Genomic DNA, 20,218 nt, shown 5'->3' with positions numbered 1-20,218 from the left:
TTTCTGCTAGATTTTCAGATCGTCTAGTTCCAGCAACGATACTTCTTCTAAATCATTGATGCCTGAAGCCAGTTCTATATCTCTGAGAGCGGTTTGCTTACACGCGCTTACGGCTGACAGCACCTCTTTAATCCCTTTCGCAATGCTTTCGATGGTTTCTCTTGTAAACAGTTCGGTGCTGTATTCAATGACAGAAGATAAACCGTTTTTGTCTTCTGATGCGATCCACAGCAAGTCAAAGCGAGAGACCGCTGTTTCATACTCATAATCGGTCAATGTGATCCCATCTACCTCTAAAGCAGGCTGACTTAAATTCTGGAGGGCAAAAACGGTATCAAAAATGTGATTCCGGTTTAGCTTCCTATCTAACTTCAAGTCTTGAACCATATGTTCATACTGATAATCCTGATGGTCAAAATCATCAATGACCAGCTGCTTGACATGTTGCAGGAATTGAGTGAACGTCATTTCTTTTTCGGGATAAAACCGAAGCGGGAGCATATTTACAAATATACCGATGATCCGCTGCAGTTCCTCCTGCCTTCTCCCTGCAACAGGAACTCCTACCACAATGTCAGACTGTCCGGTGAGCTTGTGCAGCAGGACTTGATAGATTGCTAAAAGTCCCATAAACAGCGTGGCGTCTTCATCAGCCATTATCGCTTTAAACGCCTCAAGCTCTTCTCCGCTGATATGAAATCGGTAATGGGCGCCTGCAAAGCTTTTAACATCAGGTCTTTGATAATCAGCCGGCAGCTGAAGCTCACGAAAACCGTCAAGCCGCTTCAGCCAATATGTTTTCACTTCATTCAAATCATCAGACTGAAGCATCTGATTCTGCCATTCTGAGAAATCTTTATACTGCAGCTCCAGCGGCGCAAGCTCCTTACCGTCATACAGATCCATAAACTCGCTGACTAAGATATCCTGAGATAAACCGTCAGAAATAATATGGTGCATATCAAGCATCAGAATATATTCATTATCGTTATTCTTAATAACCCCCGCTCTCATAAGCGGAGCCTGATCAAGCTGGAACGGCTTTAAGAAGCCGCTGATGACTTCTTGTTCTTTTTGCTTCCGCACTTCCTCATCTGCCGTATGTGATAAGTCAAAAAAGTCTGCATGGAATTCCGCATGCTCAGCTATGCACTGCATTGGAACGCCGTCTACCGCTTCAAAGGATGTTCTTAAACTCTCGTGCCGCAAGATCAATTGCCTGAATGCATGCTCAAGCTTTTTCATCTCAAGCTTTCCTGCAATCCGGCCCGCTGTGAACTCATTGTAGCCAGTACTTGTTTTATCAAACTGCTGAACTAGATAAAGCCGCTTTTGCGCTGAGGACAGGGAATAATAACCCCGTTTTGCAGCTTTTTCTATCTTTTTGTACATTTTCTTTTCGGCTCGGCTGATAAAATCGGCCATTTGCCTAATCGTCGGAATCTTAAAGAAATCCGGCAGTGCAATTTCCACATGAAACGCTTGATGAATAACAGAAATGAAAGTAATCGCTTTTAACGAATCCCCGCCCATTTCAAAGAAATCATCGTCTATGCCGATTTGATCAATCTTGAAAAACGACTGCCAATGAACAAGAAGTTTTTTCTCGATATCAGTCACCGGCTCAGCATATTCAGCGGTAAGTTCTGGCCGGCCGTACAGCGAAACGTCCTCTTGCTCTTCACCGTTAGGCTGCTGCAGACGATTTACATATTTTCGTATCCTTTCCTGCAGATCCGTGGCAGACACCACAATCTGATCCGTGTGCTCAAACGTGAAAATTCTTTCGAAGACCTCTCGACCTTCTTGTGCGCGGATCAGCGTATTCTCTAAATCCCCTCCAATAGGTATATCCGGCTTTTTGCCGTCTTCAAATTCCCAGCCGTCCAAATTTAGAGCTGTCCACTGAACCGGATGCCGTGAATTATGATCATATACAAAGGCATCGACAAACTGGTTCACTGCAGTATAGGCGGTAAATCCAAGTCCTCCCAATATCGGCGATAAAGATGAAATCAAAAAACAGAAATCAAGCGGACGATGTGCCAGAGCTTTTTCCAAAACTGCAACACCCGTCATTTTTGCTTGAAAATGAGCATTTGAGAAACTTTTATCCGTTTGTTCCATCATCCTGAATGACCGTTCGCCCGTTACACCAGCCGCATAGATGACACCATGGATCGAACCATACTTACGCTCGGCCATTTGAACCAATTCAGTCATATCGGCTTCACAGCTTGCATCCACAGCAGCCACGGTCACTTCTGCACCTGCTTCTTCTATCTCATATACCGACTTTATTTTTTTAACCGTTGGATCATCCTCAGCATACGTGCTAATCAAGGACTCCCATTCACTCCGTGGCGGAAGGCCTGAACGGCTCGTCAAAATGAGTTTTCCTTGGGTTTTCTCAGCAATCGTTTTTGCTGCATTTAAACCGATAAAACCCAGCCCGCCAATCAGCAGGTATACGCCGCCGGGACGAAGGTGTCCCCCTGATGATTCAGAAGGCACGGCTGTTCGAATAAAATTCCGGGTGTATCTCTTGTTATTTCTGTAAACCGTTAAGAGATTCCCAGACTCTGTCATCAGCTCTGATTTGATGAGCTCGAGCAGCTTGTCTTGTTTCCAGGATCCCTCTTTCTGACTGTCTATATCAATCACTCTATAGCGAAGGAACGGTGTTTCCTGAGATATGACCATACTAGGCCCTAGATGTATGGCTTTCTCTGGATACAGCGTATCTTCTCCGCCAAGCTGATACGTAAGAGATGATAGTGCAAAGATTGAAATTTCCTGCTCTGTTCCTTTCTTTTTCAATGCCTGGCCCAAGTAAAGCAGGGAATAATAGGAATAAGTTTGCATTTGCTCAATCCACTCGGAAGTGTCTGCGGATTCATCCTTCTCCGCAAGCCCCCAGAGATGCAAAATCCGGCTGTATCGGATGTTATCCTTCTCAAACGCTTCAAAGAGACGGCTGTAATCTTCCGCTGAATCAGGGCGAAGCGTGTAAACGCCTTTTTCAACCTGCTGGTATTGATGCCCTTTTTGAATGATGACACAAGAGTCATAGGATGATTGGAGATCGCGAATAAGCTTATGGCAAAAATCACTGTCCTCCATAAAAACTAGCAAAGTTTCTTCCACCGCTTCGATCTCGGGAGAAATTGCCAGGATTTCTTTCTTCCATTGCGGCAGATAGAACCACTCCTGAAGCGGAAGCTTGCCCCCTGAATGCTGTTTGCCTTTCTGGGCGGCGATATGACTCCGTTTATACCAATACGATTCCTTTTCAAAAGGATAGTGAGGCATAGAGATCTTCCGAGGATTTCGGCCCTCGTGAAGACTGTGCCACTCAATGTCCGCGCCATACATCCACATCGTTCCGATTCTGCTGAGTAAAAACTGAACATCCGACATACTCTGCTTGCTGTTCTTCAGCACATTGCAAGCATGCTGACGGAGCTCATCCTTAATCGATCTTTTTACCAGCACACTTAAATCCTGCCCCGGGCCGATTTCGATAAAGATGGCATTTTCCTGCTTCGATAACACGGCAATTCCTTCGGCAAAGCGCACGGTCTCAGTCATGTGCCTCTTCCAATATTCATAATCCGCTGCTTCCTCATCCGCAATCCAATCCCCGGTTAAGTTCGAAAAGAAAGGTATACCAGTCTTTTCGTAAGCAATGTGCTTAGCCGTTTGCCCAAATCGTTCAGCAGCGGATTTCATAACCTGCGAATGAGCAGCTATTGATCCTTTTACTCTCATGCAAAGCACTTTTTTGGCTTTCAATTGTTCTTCAAATACAGCAATGTCTTGCTCAAGCCCCGACACAATGCAGGAAGCGTCATTCACAACAGCCAATGAAATATGATCAGGCAGAATGGCCTTCAGTTCTTCCTCCGGCAGTGGCACACTCAGCATTGTGCCTGCAGGCGCCTCTTGCATCACATGTCCCCGTAAGCTGATCAGCTTGATGGCATCACTTAGTGTAAATACTCCGGATACTGCGGCAGCAGTTAGTTCACCGAAGCTGTAGCCAATCATTGCCCATGGACGGAGTCCCCACTTCATAAGCAGAAGTGACAGCGCATATTCCAGCGCAAAAATAGCCGGCTGGGCATACTTCGTCTCTTGAAGTTTTTTCACGGCAGAGTCTTCATGCTCCTGATCGGGATAAAGAAAATCTTCAAGCCTTTCTCCGGTCGTTTCATAAAATTCATGAAAACAGCGATCCATCGTTTCTTTGAAAAACGGCTCCTCCCTGTACAGATCCCGGCCCATGTTGACATATTGACTGCCCTGCCCTGTAAACATAAAGATTAATTTTTTATCCTGCTTTTCCTGAATCCGTGACATTCGGCTGAGTCCCCTGTCCTTCTTCTCAGAAAGCAAACGGATGACATCATGTCTGTCCTTTGCCACAAACATTTGCCGATAATCAAAGTGCTGTCTTCCGGCCTGCAGCGTATAAGCGGCGTCAGCGGCATTAAGCTCCGGATTCCTTTCCATCTGCTCGAGCAGATGGTCTTTTGTTTTTTCAAGAGCATTCATCGTTTTGGCCGAAAGAGGAAACAGCTGATATGCACGCGGATGTTCTTCACGTTCACTGACAGGCGCTTCTTCCAAAATCACATGGGCGTTGGTGCCTCCCATACCAAACGAACTCACTCCGGCGCGTCTTGGGGTATTTGCCTTCTCCCACATTTGGAGCTTGTCATTCACCAGGAAAGGACTGTTTTTAAAATTAATATTCGGATTGGCCTCTTTAAAATGAAGGCTCGGAACAAGTTGATGATGCTTTAGAGACAGAACTGTTTTGATGAGACCCGCTGCACCGGCTGCCGCATCAAGATGGCCTATATTTGTTTTTACCGATCCAATCCGGCAAAAGGCTGTCTTATTCGTTTGAAATGCTTTAGTCAAAGCTTCAATTTCAATTGGGTCTCCGAGAGCTGTTCCCGTCCCGTGGGTTTCTATATAACTGATCGTTTCCGGCTCAATGCCAGCGTCAGCAATCGCATCTCTTATCACCTGTGTCTGGCCTTCCACACTCGGTGCATTGAATCCTACCTTTTGATCACCGTCATTGTTGACCGCAGATCCTTTTACCACCGCATAAATGCGGTCCCCCTCGGCTAAAGCGCGGCTCAATGATTTCACTGCGACAAATCCGACGCCATCGCCGCCTACGGTGCCTTTGGCGTCTTTATCAAACGCGCGACAATGGCCATCCGGCGATTTCACCATATTCTCTTGGTAGATATATCCGGAAGTAACCGGATGAAGAATAGACACACCTCCTGCCAGCGCAACATCTGATTCTCCATTCAGCACAGACTTGCAGGCCAAATGCAGCGCAACCAAGGAAGTTGAGCATGCTGTCTGAAGCGTGATAGCAGGACCTTTTAAATTGAGCTTATGAGCAACCCTTGTGCTGATCGTATAGGTATCATTTAAAGAACCAATTTCAAACAGCTCTGACATCTGGCCATCCAGTGAATCTGCGAAATGCTGAAGCCATTGAAAATTTGAAGTTGTCCCTGTAAACAAACCAATTTTCCCTTCATAATCAGCAGAAACACAGCCTGCATCCTCCAGCGTCTTCCACGCGTATTCATGAAGAAGGCGGATTTGCGGGTCCATAACCTCCGCCTGTCCCGGTGAATAGCCGAAGAAAGATGCATCAAATAAATCGGGGCCTTCAATGATTCCTTTCGCTCTTACATAATCAGTTCTGGTAAATGTTTGTTCATCAATGCCTGCCGCAAGCAGTTCTTCATCACTGAAAAAGGAGATGGATTCCTTGCCGTTTTGCAGGTTGCGCCAAAACTCATCTATGTTTTCGGCTCCAGGAAAACGGCCGGCCATGCCGATGATGGCGATGCTTTCATCTGATGGAGCACTTTTCTTTGATATTATTGGTGTTTTGTTTTCTCGCTGCTTTTCATCAGGAGCTGACAAAAAATCTGCAAGAGACTGAACTGTAGGACGCCGGAACATCTCAACCATCGGAATACTTCTTCCCGTTTTCTTAGAAAGCTGCTGATTGACCTGAATCAGATGCAGAGAAGTGCCGCCAATTTCAAAAAACTTGTCCTGTATATTGATACTGTCTTTACCAAGCACATGCCGCCAAATCTCCAGTACCATCTTTTCTGTTTCAGAAGCAGATGATGGCGCAATCGCCTTCCGTTCTGTCTCTTTTGTAAGTTCAGGCAATGCTTTTTTATCCAGTTTTCCGTTTGCTGTAAGCGGCATCTCACTCATCACAATAAAGTGAGATGGAATCATATATTCAGGTAAATGCTGGCGTAAGAAAGCGCGCAGCTGTTTTTCATCAATCGTCTCGTCAGTAAAAAGATAGGCAGCCAGGCACGGTGTCTGGGACGCGTCCTTTTTTACAACGGCCGATGCCGCTTTTACCCGTCCGTACCGGCAAAGCCAGTGCTCAATTTCACCGCTCTCAATCCGATACCCCCTAAGCTTGATCTGGTCATCGTTTCTGCCTAAGAACTGAATCGTTCCATCCGGCAAAAAACGGGCGGCATCTCCTGTTTTATATAAGGTTTCACCCGGTTTAAAGGGATGTACCACAAAGCGCTCAGCGGTCAGTTCCTCCCGCCCCAAGTAGCCTGCTGCTACTCCTTTTCCACCGATATATAATTCGCCTTCCGCCCCTTGCGGCAGCAGATTCAAGTTTGAATCAAGAATGTATATATCGGTGTGTGCGGCAGGACGTCCAATCGGCACATATAGATCTTTATCCCGAACAGAGGTGTAACGGTGAATCATGCAGCCCACCACCGTTTCCGTTGGACCGTATTCATTAAAGATCTCAATTTGTCCATTGAAGTTTTCTTCAATTTTTGCAGCCAAGGACGTTTCTAATTGCTCTCCCCCCAGTATCAGGCATTTCATCACACTGTTTTGAAACGGCAGCTCGGAAATGAAATGCAGATGGGAAGGAGTCAATTTCATGACGTGGGCGCGATTATCCTTCAAAATCTGTTCCACAAGAAGCTGCTTGTTTTTATCCTGATACACAATAATTGCGTTTCCGGTCGCAAGCGGAGTAAAGATAGAGGTCACCGTTAAATCAAACGACAAAGATGTATAAAGGGCGAAATCTCTTTTTTCCCCTCTTACATATTGTTCGGCGGCCCAGGAAATATAATTTTCAAGACCTAGATGCTTAACAAGCACCCCTTTTGGCCTGCCTGTTGTTCCAGAGGTATATATACAATACGCAATGTCCTTCGAGCTGTAATGCTTCACCAGATTGCTGTCGTTCCCCTGATAAAGCTTTTGGTCGGTAATATCTACTTTTAGACCATCGTACGAGTAAACCAGGCCCTCAATATCTTGTGTTAACAGCAGTTTTACTCCGCTGTCCTGAAGAAGATATTCAATTCTTTCCGCAGGATAATCGGGATCAATCGGAACATAAGCGCCGCCTGCTTTTAAAACAGATAGACAAGCGATCACCATTTCAATTGAATGTTCTGTTATAATACCGACTCTTTGTGCAGGTTTGACACCCTGCTTTTCTAAAAAGCGGGCGAGCTGATTCACTTTTTTATTCAATTGATCATAAGTCAGGCCTTCTGAGCGAAACGTCACAGCCAGAGCGTCGGGCGTCTTTTCCGCCTGCTGCTCAAACAAATCTATAACAGTTGGTTGGTCGTTTTCGGTCATGCCTTTATAGTTACAAAATTCTTCTAGCTGATAATGTATTTCATCTTTTGAAAGCATATTGAGGCGATGGATGGATCTTTCTGCCGGGTGCTCAATGACTTCCCATAACAGATTGATAAAATGCTGCCCCAGCCTATTCATTTGAGCAGCCGACATGACATCGGGATGATATATAAATGAGAAATGAATATGTTCATCAAAAGCCTGTACACTCAATGCCAAATCAAACTCAGTCTGTTCGAACATATCATATTGTTCGATTGTCAGAGGATGGTCGCGTGACTTAAGCATTTGATCAAGCGGATAGTTTTCAATTACAACAATCGAGTCGAACAATGATTGTTCAGCAGTCAGCCCCGCATATGTTTTTAAATCAGACAGTGGCGTATGCTCATATTCACTTCTCCTAGCAGTCTGTTCATGTGCCAGCTGAATCACATCTAAAGGTGTGGATTGAGGCATAAAGCGAAGACGCAGCGGGAGCGTGTTGATAAACAGTCCTGTCATCTGTTGAATCCCCGGCACATCAGCATTTCTTCCTGAAACAGTTGTCCCGAAGACCACTTCTTCTTGATTAGAATACTTCATCAGAAGCAATCCCCATACAGTGTATATAATTGAAGCAAGCGTAACTTGCTGTTCAGAAGCAAATGCCCGCAGAGCCTTTCCTTCTGAAGCCGGGAGCTTGATCTCGTGTTTGGAAAACATGGCGTTTCGGTTGCCCGGCCTTTCTGTATTCGGCAACAGTTGCACGGGCTCCCAGCCTTTCAATAATTCTTTCCAAAATGCTGCCTGGCTGTCTTTCGTTTTATGCTGCTGTGCCTGCTGCCATTTCACAAAAGCTTGATAGGATGGTTTTTGCGAAATAACAGGTGACTGTCCCTTTGATAACGCTTGATATGCTTCCAGCCACTCTTTGAGGACAATTCCCATGCTCCAGCCATCCATCAAGATATGATGAAAGCTGATCATCATCCAACTGGAATCCTCTCCTGTTTGATACAGCGTGACGCGGAATGGCACTTCTTGAAGCTGAAACGGCTCTTTTCGGTCATGCGCCGCAAGCTCCTCCTTCAGCTTCTCTTGGGAAATACCTTGCTTGAATAGGAGGTTCTGGTACCGAATATCTATTTTATGATGCTTTAATACAATTTGAATCGGCTTCGATGTTTCCTTCCATCTGAACACCGTCCGAAGCATTTCATTTTGCTGAACCGTTTGCTGCCATGCCTTTTCAAAAAGAGTATGCTCCGGTTCGCTTTCCATTTTTATGAGCATTTGTTCAAAATAGGCGTTTCCTTCCGGCTCCATTAAATGGTGAAAAAGCATCCCTTCCTGAATGGCTGTCAGCCCGAGTATGTTGGCTATATTTTTTTTATCTATTTTTTTCATTTGCTCACTCACAGAATCCTCTCCATCCCGCCTATATATGTTTAACAAAATATCGTCTCAATCCATAATTCGCGATCACCTGCTGTTGAATTTGAGATGTTCCTTCAATGATCTCCAATACTTTGGCTTCTCTGTACAGCCGGGCGGCTGAATGGTCTTTGCTGAAGCCTCTTCCCCCGTGGATCTGCACGTTCGAGTTGGTAACGTCAACAGCGATCTTTGAAGTGAAATATTTTGCGATAGACGTTTCCGTCACGGCCTCTGGATCTTGTTTCATCCTCATTTCGCCGGCTTTCATACATAAAGCGCGTGCTGCATGCAACTGCGTTACAGCATCACCGATCATGCCTTTAATCATTTGATGTTTGTAGAGCTTCTCTCCGAATTGGCTTCTCTTTCGCGAGTACGTGACTAACGAATCAACGGCTTCCTGTGCAATCGCCAAGCCGGCCCATGCAACACTGTATCTCCCGTGATCCAAAGCCAAGTTAACGATATAATTAAAACCGCCTCCGGCTGGTCCTAATATTTGTTCATCAGAAACCTCGACGCCGTCAAACTCTATTTCTGCAAGATAAGAAGCTCTATTGGCCATCATGCCTTCCATTTTTTTTACCGTTACTCCGCTCTGACGGCTGTCTACAATAAAGGCGGTCACTTCTTCTCCATCACGGGCGATAACGAGAAAAAAGTCAGCAATGGCACCAAAGGAAATCCATTTTTTTCTGCCGTGGATGATATAGCGGCTGCCGCTTTTTGTATACGATGTTTCAATGTGGTTCGCGTCTGAACCAATGTTCGGTTCAGACAATGCAAACGCTCCGATCTTCTCTCCTTTTCCGATTGGGACAAGCCATTCTTCTTTTTGGCGTTCTGTGCCGTACCGCAGCAGAGATTCACCGACTAACGAATTCACAGTCAGCAGGGTTCGAATATTACAGCACGCTTTACCTGCTTGTTCAGTAAACAAACCGTACTCAATTGGGTTCAATCCCAAACCGTGATAGGTTTCCGGAATACCCGCGGCAAAATAAGATTTGCTCCCTAAATCTTTTATCAATTCTTCCGGGATGCACTCCTTCTCATCAAATTCTCCCGCAAACGGTCTGATTTTTTCGTTACAGTAAACCCGGAATTCTTGAATGATGTCGGCTTTTTTCTCAGCTGTTTTCATTTGCTACTGCTCCCGACTGTTTCTTTTCAATCAGACTGACGATCCGATTTACAGTGCTGAAGTTCGCAATATCTAAATCTTCGTTATCAAGCTGAAATCTAAAATTTTGCTCCAGAAATGTCACAAGCTTCATCGCAAATAAAGAATTCACAAACCCCATTTCAAAGATGTGGTCATCATTTGATAACTCGATTTCATCATCAAAAACTACCAGATTTTGTTCAATATATTCTCTTATTTGTTCATGAAGATTCATTAATTTGCTCTCCCCGCTATTTAGATTAATTGCTGCTTTCCGCAACAGGCGATTGGCTGAATTCAGTTTTGACCTCAACATATGCAGGATATGGCTGAATCTGGCTCAGGTCATTTTCAAATAAGATGAAGCCGTCTGGACCCTTTGTATGCTCTTTGAAATTGGCAAACTTATATGTGATATACATCACTCTGTTCCGATCTGTTTGTTTAAAATCTGCAAACAGTTTTTTGCTTTGCTCTTTCGCTTCATTTAAGATGGCTGTGAGCAAAATCGTACCGACGCCGCGAGACATGACCCGGCATGACATTAAAAGAAGTTTAATGTGCCATTCATCCTCTTTATTTTCGATTAAAGAGAGTCCGATTTTGCCATACGAGCCGTACTTATCCTCAAGCTCGCAGACTAAAAGCATATGAGAATTCGACTTTCGAAAATAATCCAATTCCTCATAATCGTATGTTTTTCCGCTTGCATTCAGCTGATTCGTACGCACCGTAAGCTCTTCAGCCCGCTGCAGGTCGCTTTCTTGCGCATAGCTGATTGTAAACTTCATATTCAGACTGGCAAGAAATTGCTCGGATGGTCCTTCAAACTGCTCTTCTGCCTCTCTTCTGTGATCATCCTCCACATACATCTGTCGGCGCCTTTTTGCATCCTCTGTTATAAATGCCGGCTTCAGGAGAGGATCGTTGATGAGATCCTTATAGTGGGCAGCATCCCAGCACGAAATGTCCGGATGGGCATTTTGCACTTCCTCTCTTTCAAACACTTGGTCGTCAATAAAAAGCAGCGTATCCTTATGGATATTGAGATTTTGGCTAATCTTTTCCAAAGAAGACGACTTTGCATTCCAGCCGATTTCCGGATATAAAAAGAAATGGTCTATTCCGAATTCCTTTAATTTCTCCATAACAGACGCTTCGTCATTTCTGCTTGCAATAGACAGCAGTATGCCGCGTTCATCAAGCTCGGTCAAAATTTCTTTTATACCGTCCTTCAGCTTTACATCATCGGATTCAAGCAGAATCCCATCCCATAAGGTATGATCTAAATCCCAGACAACACACTTAACTCCCTTTTTCAATGGGCGTTCCTCCTTTAACTGTATTGGAAAAATCCCTGGCCTGACTTTCTTCCCAGCTTTCCTGCATCCACCATTTTCACAAGCAGCGGACATGGCCTGAATTTTGAATCTTTGTAGCTTTCATACAGAACCAGCAGGGAGTTAAGGATCGTATCAAGACCAATTAAATCCGCAGTCGCAAGCGGTCCCATTTTATGCCCGAATCCGCCGCGGAAAATTTTATCAACATTTGCCGGTGTCGCCACCTGATCTTGAACTGTCCAAATGCTTTCATTAATGGTCAGCATTAACACGCGATTTGATACAAACCCAGGAAAATCGTTCACGACAACAGGTTTTTTGTCAAAAGATTTCAAAAACTGTACGGTTGCATCGACGGTCTCATCAGAAGTGGCATCACCCCGAATCACTTCTACGAGTTCTTTCAAAGGAACAGGGTTCATAAAATGCGCTCCAATCACCTTTTCCGGGCGATGCATCAGTGAACCTACCTTCGTAATTGAGATGCAGCTTGTATTTACAAGGTAGATGGTTTCTGTATGGCAGATATCACGTAATTGCGTATATACCTGCCGTTTGATATTCCAATCTTCCGTTACATTTTCGATGATGATATCAGCAGGTTTCAAATTGCTCGGCTCAGTCGTAAACTGAATGTTCTCAAGCACATCATCCAGTGACATGCTGAATTTATCTTTTCGCATAAGCTGAACAAGCCGGAACGTCTTTCTTATATTTTCTTCAGCGGCTTTCAGTTTCTCGTCGCTGACATCCAGTAAAATCACATGATACCCATTCGCAGACAAATCAAGAGCCATATCGGCCCCCATGACGCCCCCTCCGATAACACCGGCGTTTCTGAAATCCATTTCACACCACTCCTGTCTGATTCAAAATATGATTGATTTTTGCTGTCACTTCTTCTGTCCTTTGATTAATAAAAAAGTGGTCGCCCTCAAATTCGTAAAAACTGCATGTCTGATCGGTGTACTGATTCCATTCCGATAAATCAAACAGCACAGACGGCAGATCACGTTTTCCGTAAAAAATCGAGATATCGCAGGAGAGAGGTTGAACGCTTGTATTCCTGTAGGTCTCCAGGAGCTGAAAATCAGCTCTTAAAATAGGAAGGAAAAAATCAAGCACCTGCTCATTTTTGTTGAACTCTTCGGGCACACCTCCCATATCAATGATCGCTTGTTTTAAAGCGGAATCTGAAAGCTGATGAAGCACTTTCTTTTCCGGGATATGAGGAGGAAACCGCCCAGAAAAAAACATATGGATCGGCTGTTTATTTTCAGCGGTTAATTTCTTTTGTAGCTCATATGCAAGCAACGATCCCATGCTGTGTCCAAAAATGGCATAATCGGAATCGCCCAAATGGGATGTTGCTTGCTCAAAAAGGTCTTCTGCCACAGATTCTGCATGATTCAGCAAGGGCTCAGACATTCTTGTTCCATGTCCGGGAAGCTCCAAGGCCACCAGTTCAACTGACGCATCAAGAAACCTTTTCCATCCGCTAAAGATGGTGCTCGAACTCCCGGCATATGGCAGACAGAATAATTTGATCATTTGACCCTCTCCTCTTTACCAATATCCTTCAAACATTCAATATGTGCTGCTTCAAGCTCCAGCACTTTTTTCAGTGAATCTTTAATCCGGTCTTCATAACCGGAAGATGATCCTCCCGAAAAATAAAGCTTTGCCGCAAGATGCCGCGCCGTTTCCCATTCCTTAATAATGCCGGCTGTCACAGCTGTAAGCTGGTCAAACGCCGGAAGAAGGGAGAGGCGGTATTGCTCAATTTTTTTTATATTTAAAATCTCATTAAATGAGTGAAGGAGCTTTTCGCTGTCTCTTATGCTATGAAATTGATCGATAAACCGGCTGAAACTCGTCAAACCGGATAACATTCGTTCTAGATACTTGGTGACATTTTGAACAAAATAGGCACTAGCATCCTTGAAGATGCTATGCCCTGAGCAGTCCTTATCTGGATCATAAGAAAAAGAGGCATACGAATGAAAAGCGGCAGGCGGCTGAAAATAGTCATGATAAGCTTGATAGGCTTTGACCAGATGATGATTTGAGATGTTTCTGGTCTCATATGACAAGTTATCCGGATAACGGTTTTCAATGGCAAGAACGGTCTGTTCAGCGTCATGAAAGCCGTAAATCAACATGCAGTTGCGGTTATGTTTAGACATATATTCCTGCCTGTAAGGCTGGGCGTATGTGTCCAGCCATATGATGACGGGTTTGTTTTCAAGAATGTCCTGTTTTATATCAGTTATGAGATTGCCGCTCATTGATTGCTTATCCGCGTTAATTCCCTGCAAATTCATGACATGCTCGGGATCATGGACTTCTGTCCGTTCAATTATCGGATAACCTTCTTCATCCATTTGATAAGAATAAATATCATTTAAAAGATAAGGATACATCTCTTGCTGAAACGAGCGAACGACGGAAAAATAACAGTTAAAAAAACAGCTGCGATAAAATAGTTCGTTAAACGGCTGAATACCAGGGATATATGCTTCACATTTCATGCGTTTCACTCCTTCTTGCGGCACGTTGATTGAATAAGCATGCGGTTAAACCGTATATACAGGAGGCAAATAGTAGCATATAGTAAACCGCTGCCAAATATAGAAGAGAAACAGGGCCCCAGATGAATATCATGCTCCATGGCAAACCATTAAAGGCAAAAACAGAAATAAGCTTCGGCACCAGCATGCCTACTGCCAGTAATAGCCCCCAAAGCAATGCCTTTATCCTTGTCCGCTGTTGAACGGGAAGGCTTTTCGCTTTTGCTCTTCTCAGCCAAATATAGATACGGCACAGAAGAACGATAAATAATATACTGAATAAACCCAGCATGCTGGCAGCTGCTTTATCAATAAATTGAAAGGGATCAGTTACAGCATCGTCCTCTATTTGGTTCTGGCCGGAAATCGCTTGTAAAACAGAACGGGCAATTTTCTCAGGGTACGCACTGTTCATATTGGCCAGAACACCTACAGCCGCATTATCGTCGGAGCTGACGATAATAAACGAAGAAAAATTAGGATTGGAGCCGGCATGAAACACTTCCTTGACCCTGCCCTTTTTTTCAAAAACTGACCATCCCGCACCGTAATATACGCCCGGCTCGTCTGCTTTTACACTTTTATCCGGCAGGTGACTCTGTTCAATCAGCCGGTCTATATCAGCGTCACTGTGTTTCAGTTGAAATTGAAGCCATTTGGATAAATCCTCTCCGTTTGTGAAAATATATCCGGCAGGCGTGTTCCCCCTATACTCAGGCGCCTTATAGGCTCTGGCCTTTACAAATCCAATTTTAAAACCTGCTGATACATCACCTGCATGACCAGCGGTCCTCCCGGCATACGTGTTTGACATATCTAATTGCTTAAAAACATGCTCAGCCATATATCGCTCATATGGCTGTCCTGATGCCTGTTCGATGATATATCCCAGCACATCATAATTAATTGTGGCATATTCAAATGCAGTTCCCGGCTTATGACTAAGTTCAACTCCCTGTAACCCTTTTGCTGTTTGCTCCAAGGCGTCTTTTCTTGAATCAGCTTTAATATCCGCTATCGACAAAAATGGGATTCCGCTTGTATGATGCAGCAGCTGACTGATCGTGATATCTTCTCTCTTTCCTTTGTAAACTGCATAAAATCCGCTGACATACCGGATGACAGGATCATTCAGACTGATTGTCCCCAAGCGGGCAAGCCTAAGCACGCCGAGAGCAGTAAACGCCTTAGAGGTTGAGCCCATCTCAAACAATGTCGAGCTGGTCACAGGGCGGTTATGCTCCTCATCGGCATAACCGAATCCCTTTTTGTACACCACCTCATTACCTTTTACAGCAATCACTGAAATCCCAGGTATTCCGCTTTCCTTCATCTGCTTTTCTATCAGGACGTCAATACGCTTATCAACTGGCGTCTGAGCGCTTGCCTGTCCCCCATTCAACGTTTGAACTGACAGAATACAAAGACATAAAACCAGCCATACATTTCTCATCATTTGAACAAGGAATCCAATTCTTCCATAGATAATGAGGCAGTCTCAAAATCTGATGGCGTATATTCGACAGACTCTTGCTTACAACAATGTTCAGCTAGCTCCGTCAGCTGTACAGAAAATTCATCTAGAAGCTGTTCCATGTCTTCTGTTTGATAAAGGCCGCTGCAGCTTAAATCCACCGTAAGCTGTCTGTCATAAATTCCCGCTGTTAAATCTAGGCTGGCTGTCAGATCATTTTCAGGTGATGACTCGGCTCCTGAATTTAAATAAGTCATGCTGTATTCAGGTTTATCCGCTAAAAAACGGTCAACTTCCCCTAAATAATTAAAGCGCAGCTCGGGTTTTATATGGTCCGGCATTCGCTTACTCAAGTAGGTGAGGGCGCCGTAGCCGATACCTTTATTAGGGATGCTCCGTATGTTTTCTTTCACCGAACGGATTTGGGCCGGCAGATCGGCCTCAGTCTGAAACACGGCAGGATACATGGCTGTAAACCACCCGAACGTTCTCGAAAAGTCTAAGTGTTCCTTCAGCGGCTCTCTTCCGTGGCCTTCTAATTCTAAAGAAATAACGTCTTTGCCAGTACATTGACGGCAAGCACGGATTAACGCAGTGAGCAGCAAATCATTCGTTTGTGTTTGATACGCCTCATTTGCTTCACTCAGCAGTTTTTGAGTCAATTGACGGCTCAAAACCCGTTTCAGTTTTTTGCTGTCTTTTACTTTCGAACCCTCAGCATGGAGCCCGTAGAGCGGCTCAATCTTCCTCACTTTTTCTGCCCAGTAGCTGTATTCTTCTTCCGCCTCATGGGAATCGGCATACTCATTTATCGAAGCTGAGAATTCCTGGTAAGAATGTGTCTTTAAAGGCAGTCCCTTCCCTTCCTGCTTGTTCATTGAATGTAAAAGAGAAAGAAAATCATCAATCAAAATTTGCCATGATACTCCGTCCGCAATCAGGTGGTGCGCTGTAAATAACAGATGCGTTTTTTCTTTCGCTTTGATTACACCTGTTTTAAAAAGCACATCGTTGTATAAGTCCGTCTTTTCTCTCATTTTCTGTCCGATCACTGCTATTTGCTTGGTTTGCTCCCCCTCAGGAAGACTCGATACATCCCCATATTCGATATGAGGCTCAATATCTTCATTGTGATAAACCAAGGTCATTGATTCTTTTTCAACAGTCATTCTTAAAGCATCGTGATGGCTGATCAAAACAGACAGAATCGCCTTTACATTTTCCAGGCTGATCTCTTTTTTAGCAGTGAGCATGACCGATTGATGCCAGAAATGCTCGCACTTTAAATTCAAGGACCAAAACCATTTTGTTATCGGTGTGTCCATGACCCTGCCTTCAGCTTTTTGCTGCGGAATGGAGGGAGCTTGTTTACTCGTCACGACACTGACAAGCTCTCTGAATACGGGATATGTCAAAATATCCTGGGTCCTTATAAAAAGCCCTTTTTCTTTCATTTTTGAAACAAATTGAATGGCCTTAATGGAATCTCCGCCAAGTTGATAAAAATGATCTTCCGGGCGAATATCAGTCTGGCCGAGAATCTCTTTCGCGGTTTCCAGAAGAACCGCCTCTGCGGCTTTCTGCTTTTCGTCTAAACTGCAGTACGTTTGCTCTTGAGACAGTAAAGGGTCAGGGAGCGCTTCTCTGTCTGTTTTTCCATTTTGCGTAAGCGGAATCCGATCCATATGAATAAAGTAGGCCGGAACCATAAAAACGGGCAGTTTGTCAGAAAGCTTTTTCCGGAGCTCCAGCGCTGTCGTTTTGGTTGAGCTGACAACATATGCCGCCAGTTGTTTTCTGCCCTGTGAATCAGCAAAATCAATGACAACGGCCTCATCTATGTCTTCTAGCGAAAGCAGGGCTAACTCAATTTCTCCCAGTTCAATACGGTAGCCTTTTAATTTGATTTGATGATCTTTCCGCCCTGCATATTCAAGCAATCCGCTGCTGGATCTTTTCGCCAGATCGCCTGTCTTGTACATTTTTCTGCCCTTTATAAAAGGGTTATCCAGAAAACGTTCTTTTTGGAGATTTGGGCGCTTCCAATAGCCCCTGGCGACATTATCGCCTGATATGTACAGTTCGCCTTGGGATCCAGGCAGAACCGGCTGCAGCTGTTCATCTAATAAATAAAGTTCAGTGTTCTGCAGCGGAATCCCGATTGGGACCGAAGCTTGCTTATCCTGTTTTGGATTATATTTGTGGATCATACATCCCACTGTCGCTTCTGTCGGTCCGTATTCATTAAAAATCTCAATGCAGTGATCTGATAATTCTGTTACCTGACGTGCTAATGAAACAGGCAGCTGCTCCCCGCCGACGATCATTCTTTTTATAGAGGAGTCTGACAAATTTTCATCTTTCAATAACGCTAAATGCGCTGGCGTCAGCTTGATAACAGCCGTTTTCTTTTCCTTTACGATTCGATGAAGTATAAACTCCGATATATCTTCTTGTCTGTAAATGATGATTTTATTTCCTGTCACTAATGGGGTATAAATGGATGTAACGGTTAAATCAAAAGCTATGGATGAGTAGAGCGCAAAGCTATCATCTTGGGAAGAAGTATAATTCTGAGAGGCTGATATGATGTAGTTTACAAGGCTTTGATGTTCAATCATCACGCCTTTCGGCTGCCCTGTTGATCCTGAAGTATAAATCATATATGCGATGTCGGAAGGATCGTTCTTGATGTCTAACTGTCCCGTGTCTAAATCATGAAACATGGCGCAGTCAAAGCTGATTTTTTTCACGCGGCTTGGCAAACGGCAGTCTGTCTCAAAAAGCGGATCTGTGATAAAAAACGCCGCTTCACTGTTTTCTAAAATATATTGAATGCGTTCGGCTGGATACTCGGGATCAATCGGCACATAGGCGCCGCCTGCTTTTAAAATCCCCAGCAACACAGCGATCAAATCCGGTGAATGTTTCATGCTCACGGCAGCAAAATGACCGCGGCTTATTCCTTTATGTATAAGGTAACGGGCAATCTGGTTGGAGCGTTTATCCAATTCTTGATAGGAAACCTGTTTGCTTCCATCCTCAATCGCTGTATGGAACGGATGCTGTGCGGCTTTCACTTGAAATAATTGATCGATTGTCTGATCTTTCGGATAATCGGCCCGTGTCTGATTCCACTTCACGATTTCGTCTCTTTTTTCTTGTTCAGTTAATAGAGACAAATTTCTTAATTTCATTTCTGGATTCTCGATAACTAATAAAATCAAGCGCTGTAAACGGTCATTCAATAGCTGAATGTCCAATTCGCTGTAATCGGATACCTTGTAGTCGAACTGCAATTCGATCGCTCCGCCTTCATCCCATTCTTTAACGGCGATCTGCAGGGAATAAGGCTGCGACCCGTTATATAATTCATCATATTCGACATGACATCCGCTTATATCAGAAGCTAGGTCAGTGTTATATGAATTAATATAAATTTGGAAAAGCTGGTCGTATCCCTGTTTTGAAAGCTGCAGTTCCTTCACCAGTTCGTCATAGGGATATCGTTGATGGAGAAAATATTTCATATAATCGGAATTGACTTCTTGCAAAAAGTCTGAAAAACATATTTCATGCTCTGTTTTCTTTCTGAACGGCATCGTACTGACAGTCATTCCTGCAGTGCTTTTTTCCTTCTTACCTGATCTGTTTAATACTGGCGTCCCTATAATGAAATCATTCTCTCCGGTTATTTTGCTTAAATACCAAAACAAGGATGCAGTAAACAAAGCGTTTAACGAAGAGCCTTGCTGTTGAATAAATTCATAAACTGCGCTCGAATGCTCCTGCTCCATCTTAAACCGTTTGCGTTTTCCGGCAATGTGTGCAGAACTTTTTGAGAGGAAGCTGTCCGGCAAATGAGAAAATTCATCTTTCCAAAACGCGGCATCTTTATGATATCGGGATGAAGAAAGGTATTTTTTCTCTTTTTCTATGAGTATCGAATAATTGTCAGCGCCTTCTGTAAGCAATTCACCGGCTGTGAGCTGCATGTACAGATTTTTAATCTTATCAATGATAATTTTCATAGACCAGCCATCAGCAACAATATGATGGCATTTGATTAAATATCCGCATGTCGCTTCATCTGTTTGAAATACATAAAATTGAGCAAGCGCGCTATCATATAAAGAGAATGGTATTTTAAATTCCCTTTCCGCCCAATCTAGCATTCTTTCAAAAGGACGATCGGTTTGAGTAAAATCGGCAGACGGCACATGGACATGGGCTTTTTTTTCTATGTATTGAAGAACTGATTCTTCCTGCTTCACGAGCCTTATTCTAAGGGATTCTGTCTGACTGATACAAAGCTGAATGGCTTTTTGTAATGTCTCAAGATGAAGTTTTCCATTGATTTGTACAAGTCCGCCAATATGATTAATAGCTGTATCAGGATATAAATTTTCAATATTTAAAATTCTTTTTTGGTGATGAGAAAGAGGAAATAAGTTAAAGTGACCGTCCAAAAATTCCACCTCTTTACAAAAAGTATTTAATAACACCAATTTAAACACACAAAAATATTTTTGTAAATATTTAT

General features: G+C 43.8%; 9 protein-coding genes. All 9 read right to left on the bottom strand.

The genetic code is table 11. From position 1 onward, the window contains the following. Positions 1-6: 6 nt before the first annotated feature. Genes LJF29_RS12210 through LJF29_RS12170 form a run of 9 tightly spaced genes read right to left on the bottom strand, consistent with a single transcriptional unit; the run spans position 7 to position 20,144 of the window. Entirely contained in the window at positions 7-9,105 is a 9,099-nt protein-coding gene (locus LJF29_RS12210; protein WP_229148759.1) for a non-ribosomal peptide synthetase/type I polyketide synthase, read from the bottom strand. A gap of 19 nt (positions 9,106-9,124) precedes the next feature. Next, complete coding sequence (locus tag LJF29_RS12205) at positions 9,125-10,267, bottom strand: acyl-CoA dehydrogenase family protein (RefSeq protein WP_229148757.1); 1,143 nt, start codon at positions 10,265-10,267, stop codon at positions 9,125-9,127. Further along, a complete protein-coding gene (locus LJF29_RS12200) occupies positions 10,254-10,523 on the bottom strand; it encodes an acyl carrier protein (protein ID WP_229148756.1) in 270 nt (89 codons plus the stop codon). The genes LJF29_RS12205 and LJF29_RS12200 overlap by 14 nt, the downstream gene beginning before the upstream one ends. A gap of 25 nt (positions 10,524-10,548) precedes the next feature. After that, positions 10,549-11,610 carry an HAD-IIIC family phosphatase gene (locus LJF29_RS12195; RefSeq protein WP_229148754.1) on the bottom strand — a complete coding sequence of 354 codons (1,062 nt, stop codon included), beginning with the start codon at positions 11,608-11,610 and terminating at the stop codon, positions 10,549-10,551. A 14-nt stretch (positions 11,611-11,624) separates the two neighbouring features. After that, the gene (locus LJF29_RS12190; protein WP_229148753.1) at positions 11,625-12,479 is read right to left on the bottom strand and encodes a 3-hydroxyacyl-CoA dehydrogenase family protein; all 855 of its coding nucleotides are present in this window, start codon (positions 12,477-12,479) and stop codon (positions 11,625-11,627) included. 1 nt (position 12,480) lies between these two features. Beyond that, positions 12,481-13,182 carry a thioesterase II family protein gene (locus LJF29_RS12185; protein ID WP_229148751.1) on the bottom strand — a complete coding sequence of 234 codons (702 nt, stop codon included), beginning with the start codon at positions 13,180-13,182 and terminating at the stop codon, positions 12,481-12,483. Next, entirely contained in the window at positions 13,179-14,162 is a 984-nt protein-coding gene (locus tag LJF29_RS12180) for a C39 family peptidase (RefSeq protein WP_229148750.1), read from the bottom strand. Before LJF29_RS12180 ends, LJF29_RS12185 begins: the two co-directional genes overlap by 4 nt. After that, positions 14,152-15,657, bottom strand: coding sequence for a serine hydrolase domain-containing protein (locus LJF29_RS12175; protein ID WP_229148748.1), 1,506 nt, complete (start codon positions 15,655-15,657; stop codon positions 14,152-14,154). The genes LJF29_RS12180 and LJF29_RS12175 overlap by 11 nt, the downstream gene beginning before the upstream one ends. Next, positions 15,654-20,144 carry a non-ribosomal peptide synthetase gene (locus LJF29_RS12170; protein WP_229148747.1) on the bottom strand — a complete coding sequence of 1,497 codons (4,491 nt, stop codon included), beginning with the start codon at positions 20,142-20,144 and terminating at the stop codon, positions 15,654-15,656. The genes LJF29_RS12175 and LJF29_RS12170 overlap by 4 nt, the downstream gene beginning before the upstream one ends. Positions 20,145-20,218 lie beyond the last annotated feature (74 nt).

The sequence above is a fragment of the Bacillus sp. LBG-1-113 genome (assembly GCF_020708615.1).
GTDB classification, from domain to species: Bacteria; Bacillota; Bacilli; order Bacillales; family Bacillaceae; genus Bacillus; species Bacillus mojavensis.
This window is presented reverse-complemented; position numbering and strand designations above follow the sequence as displayed.

Bases quoted from the DNA above. Each gene is read 5' to 3' on its own strand.
- LJF29_RS12205 (WP_229148757.1), bottom strand. From the start codon at position 10,267: ATGAAAACAGCTGAGAAAAAAGCCGACATCATTCAAGAATTCCGGGTT.
- LJF29_RS12200 (WP_229148756.1), bottom strand. From the start codon at position 10,523: ATGAATCTTCATGAACAAATAAGAGAATATATTGAACAAAATCTGGTA.
- LJF29_RS12190 (WP_229148753.1), bottom strand. From the start codon at position 12,479: ATGGATTTCAGAAACGCCGGTGTTATCGGAGGGGGCGTCATGGGGGCC.
- LJF29_RS12185 (WP_229148751.1), bottom strand. From the start codon at position 13,182: ATGATCAAATTATTCTGTCTGCCATATGCCGGGAGTTCGAGCACCATC.
- LJF29_RS12180 (WP_229148750.1), bottom strand. From the start codon at position 14,162: ATGAAATGTGAAGCATATATCCCTGGTATTCAGCCGTTTAACGAACTA.
- LJF29_RS12175 (WP_229148748.1), bottom strand. From the start codon at position 15,657: ATGATGAGAAATGTATGGCTGGTTTTATGTCTTTGTATTCTGTCAGTT.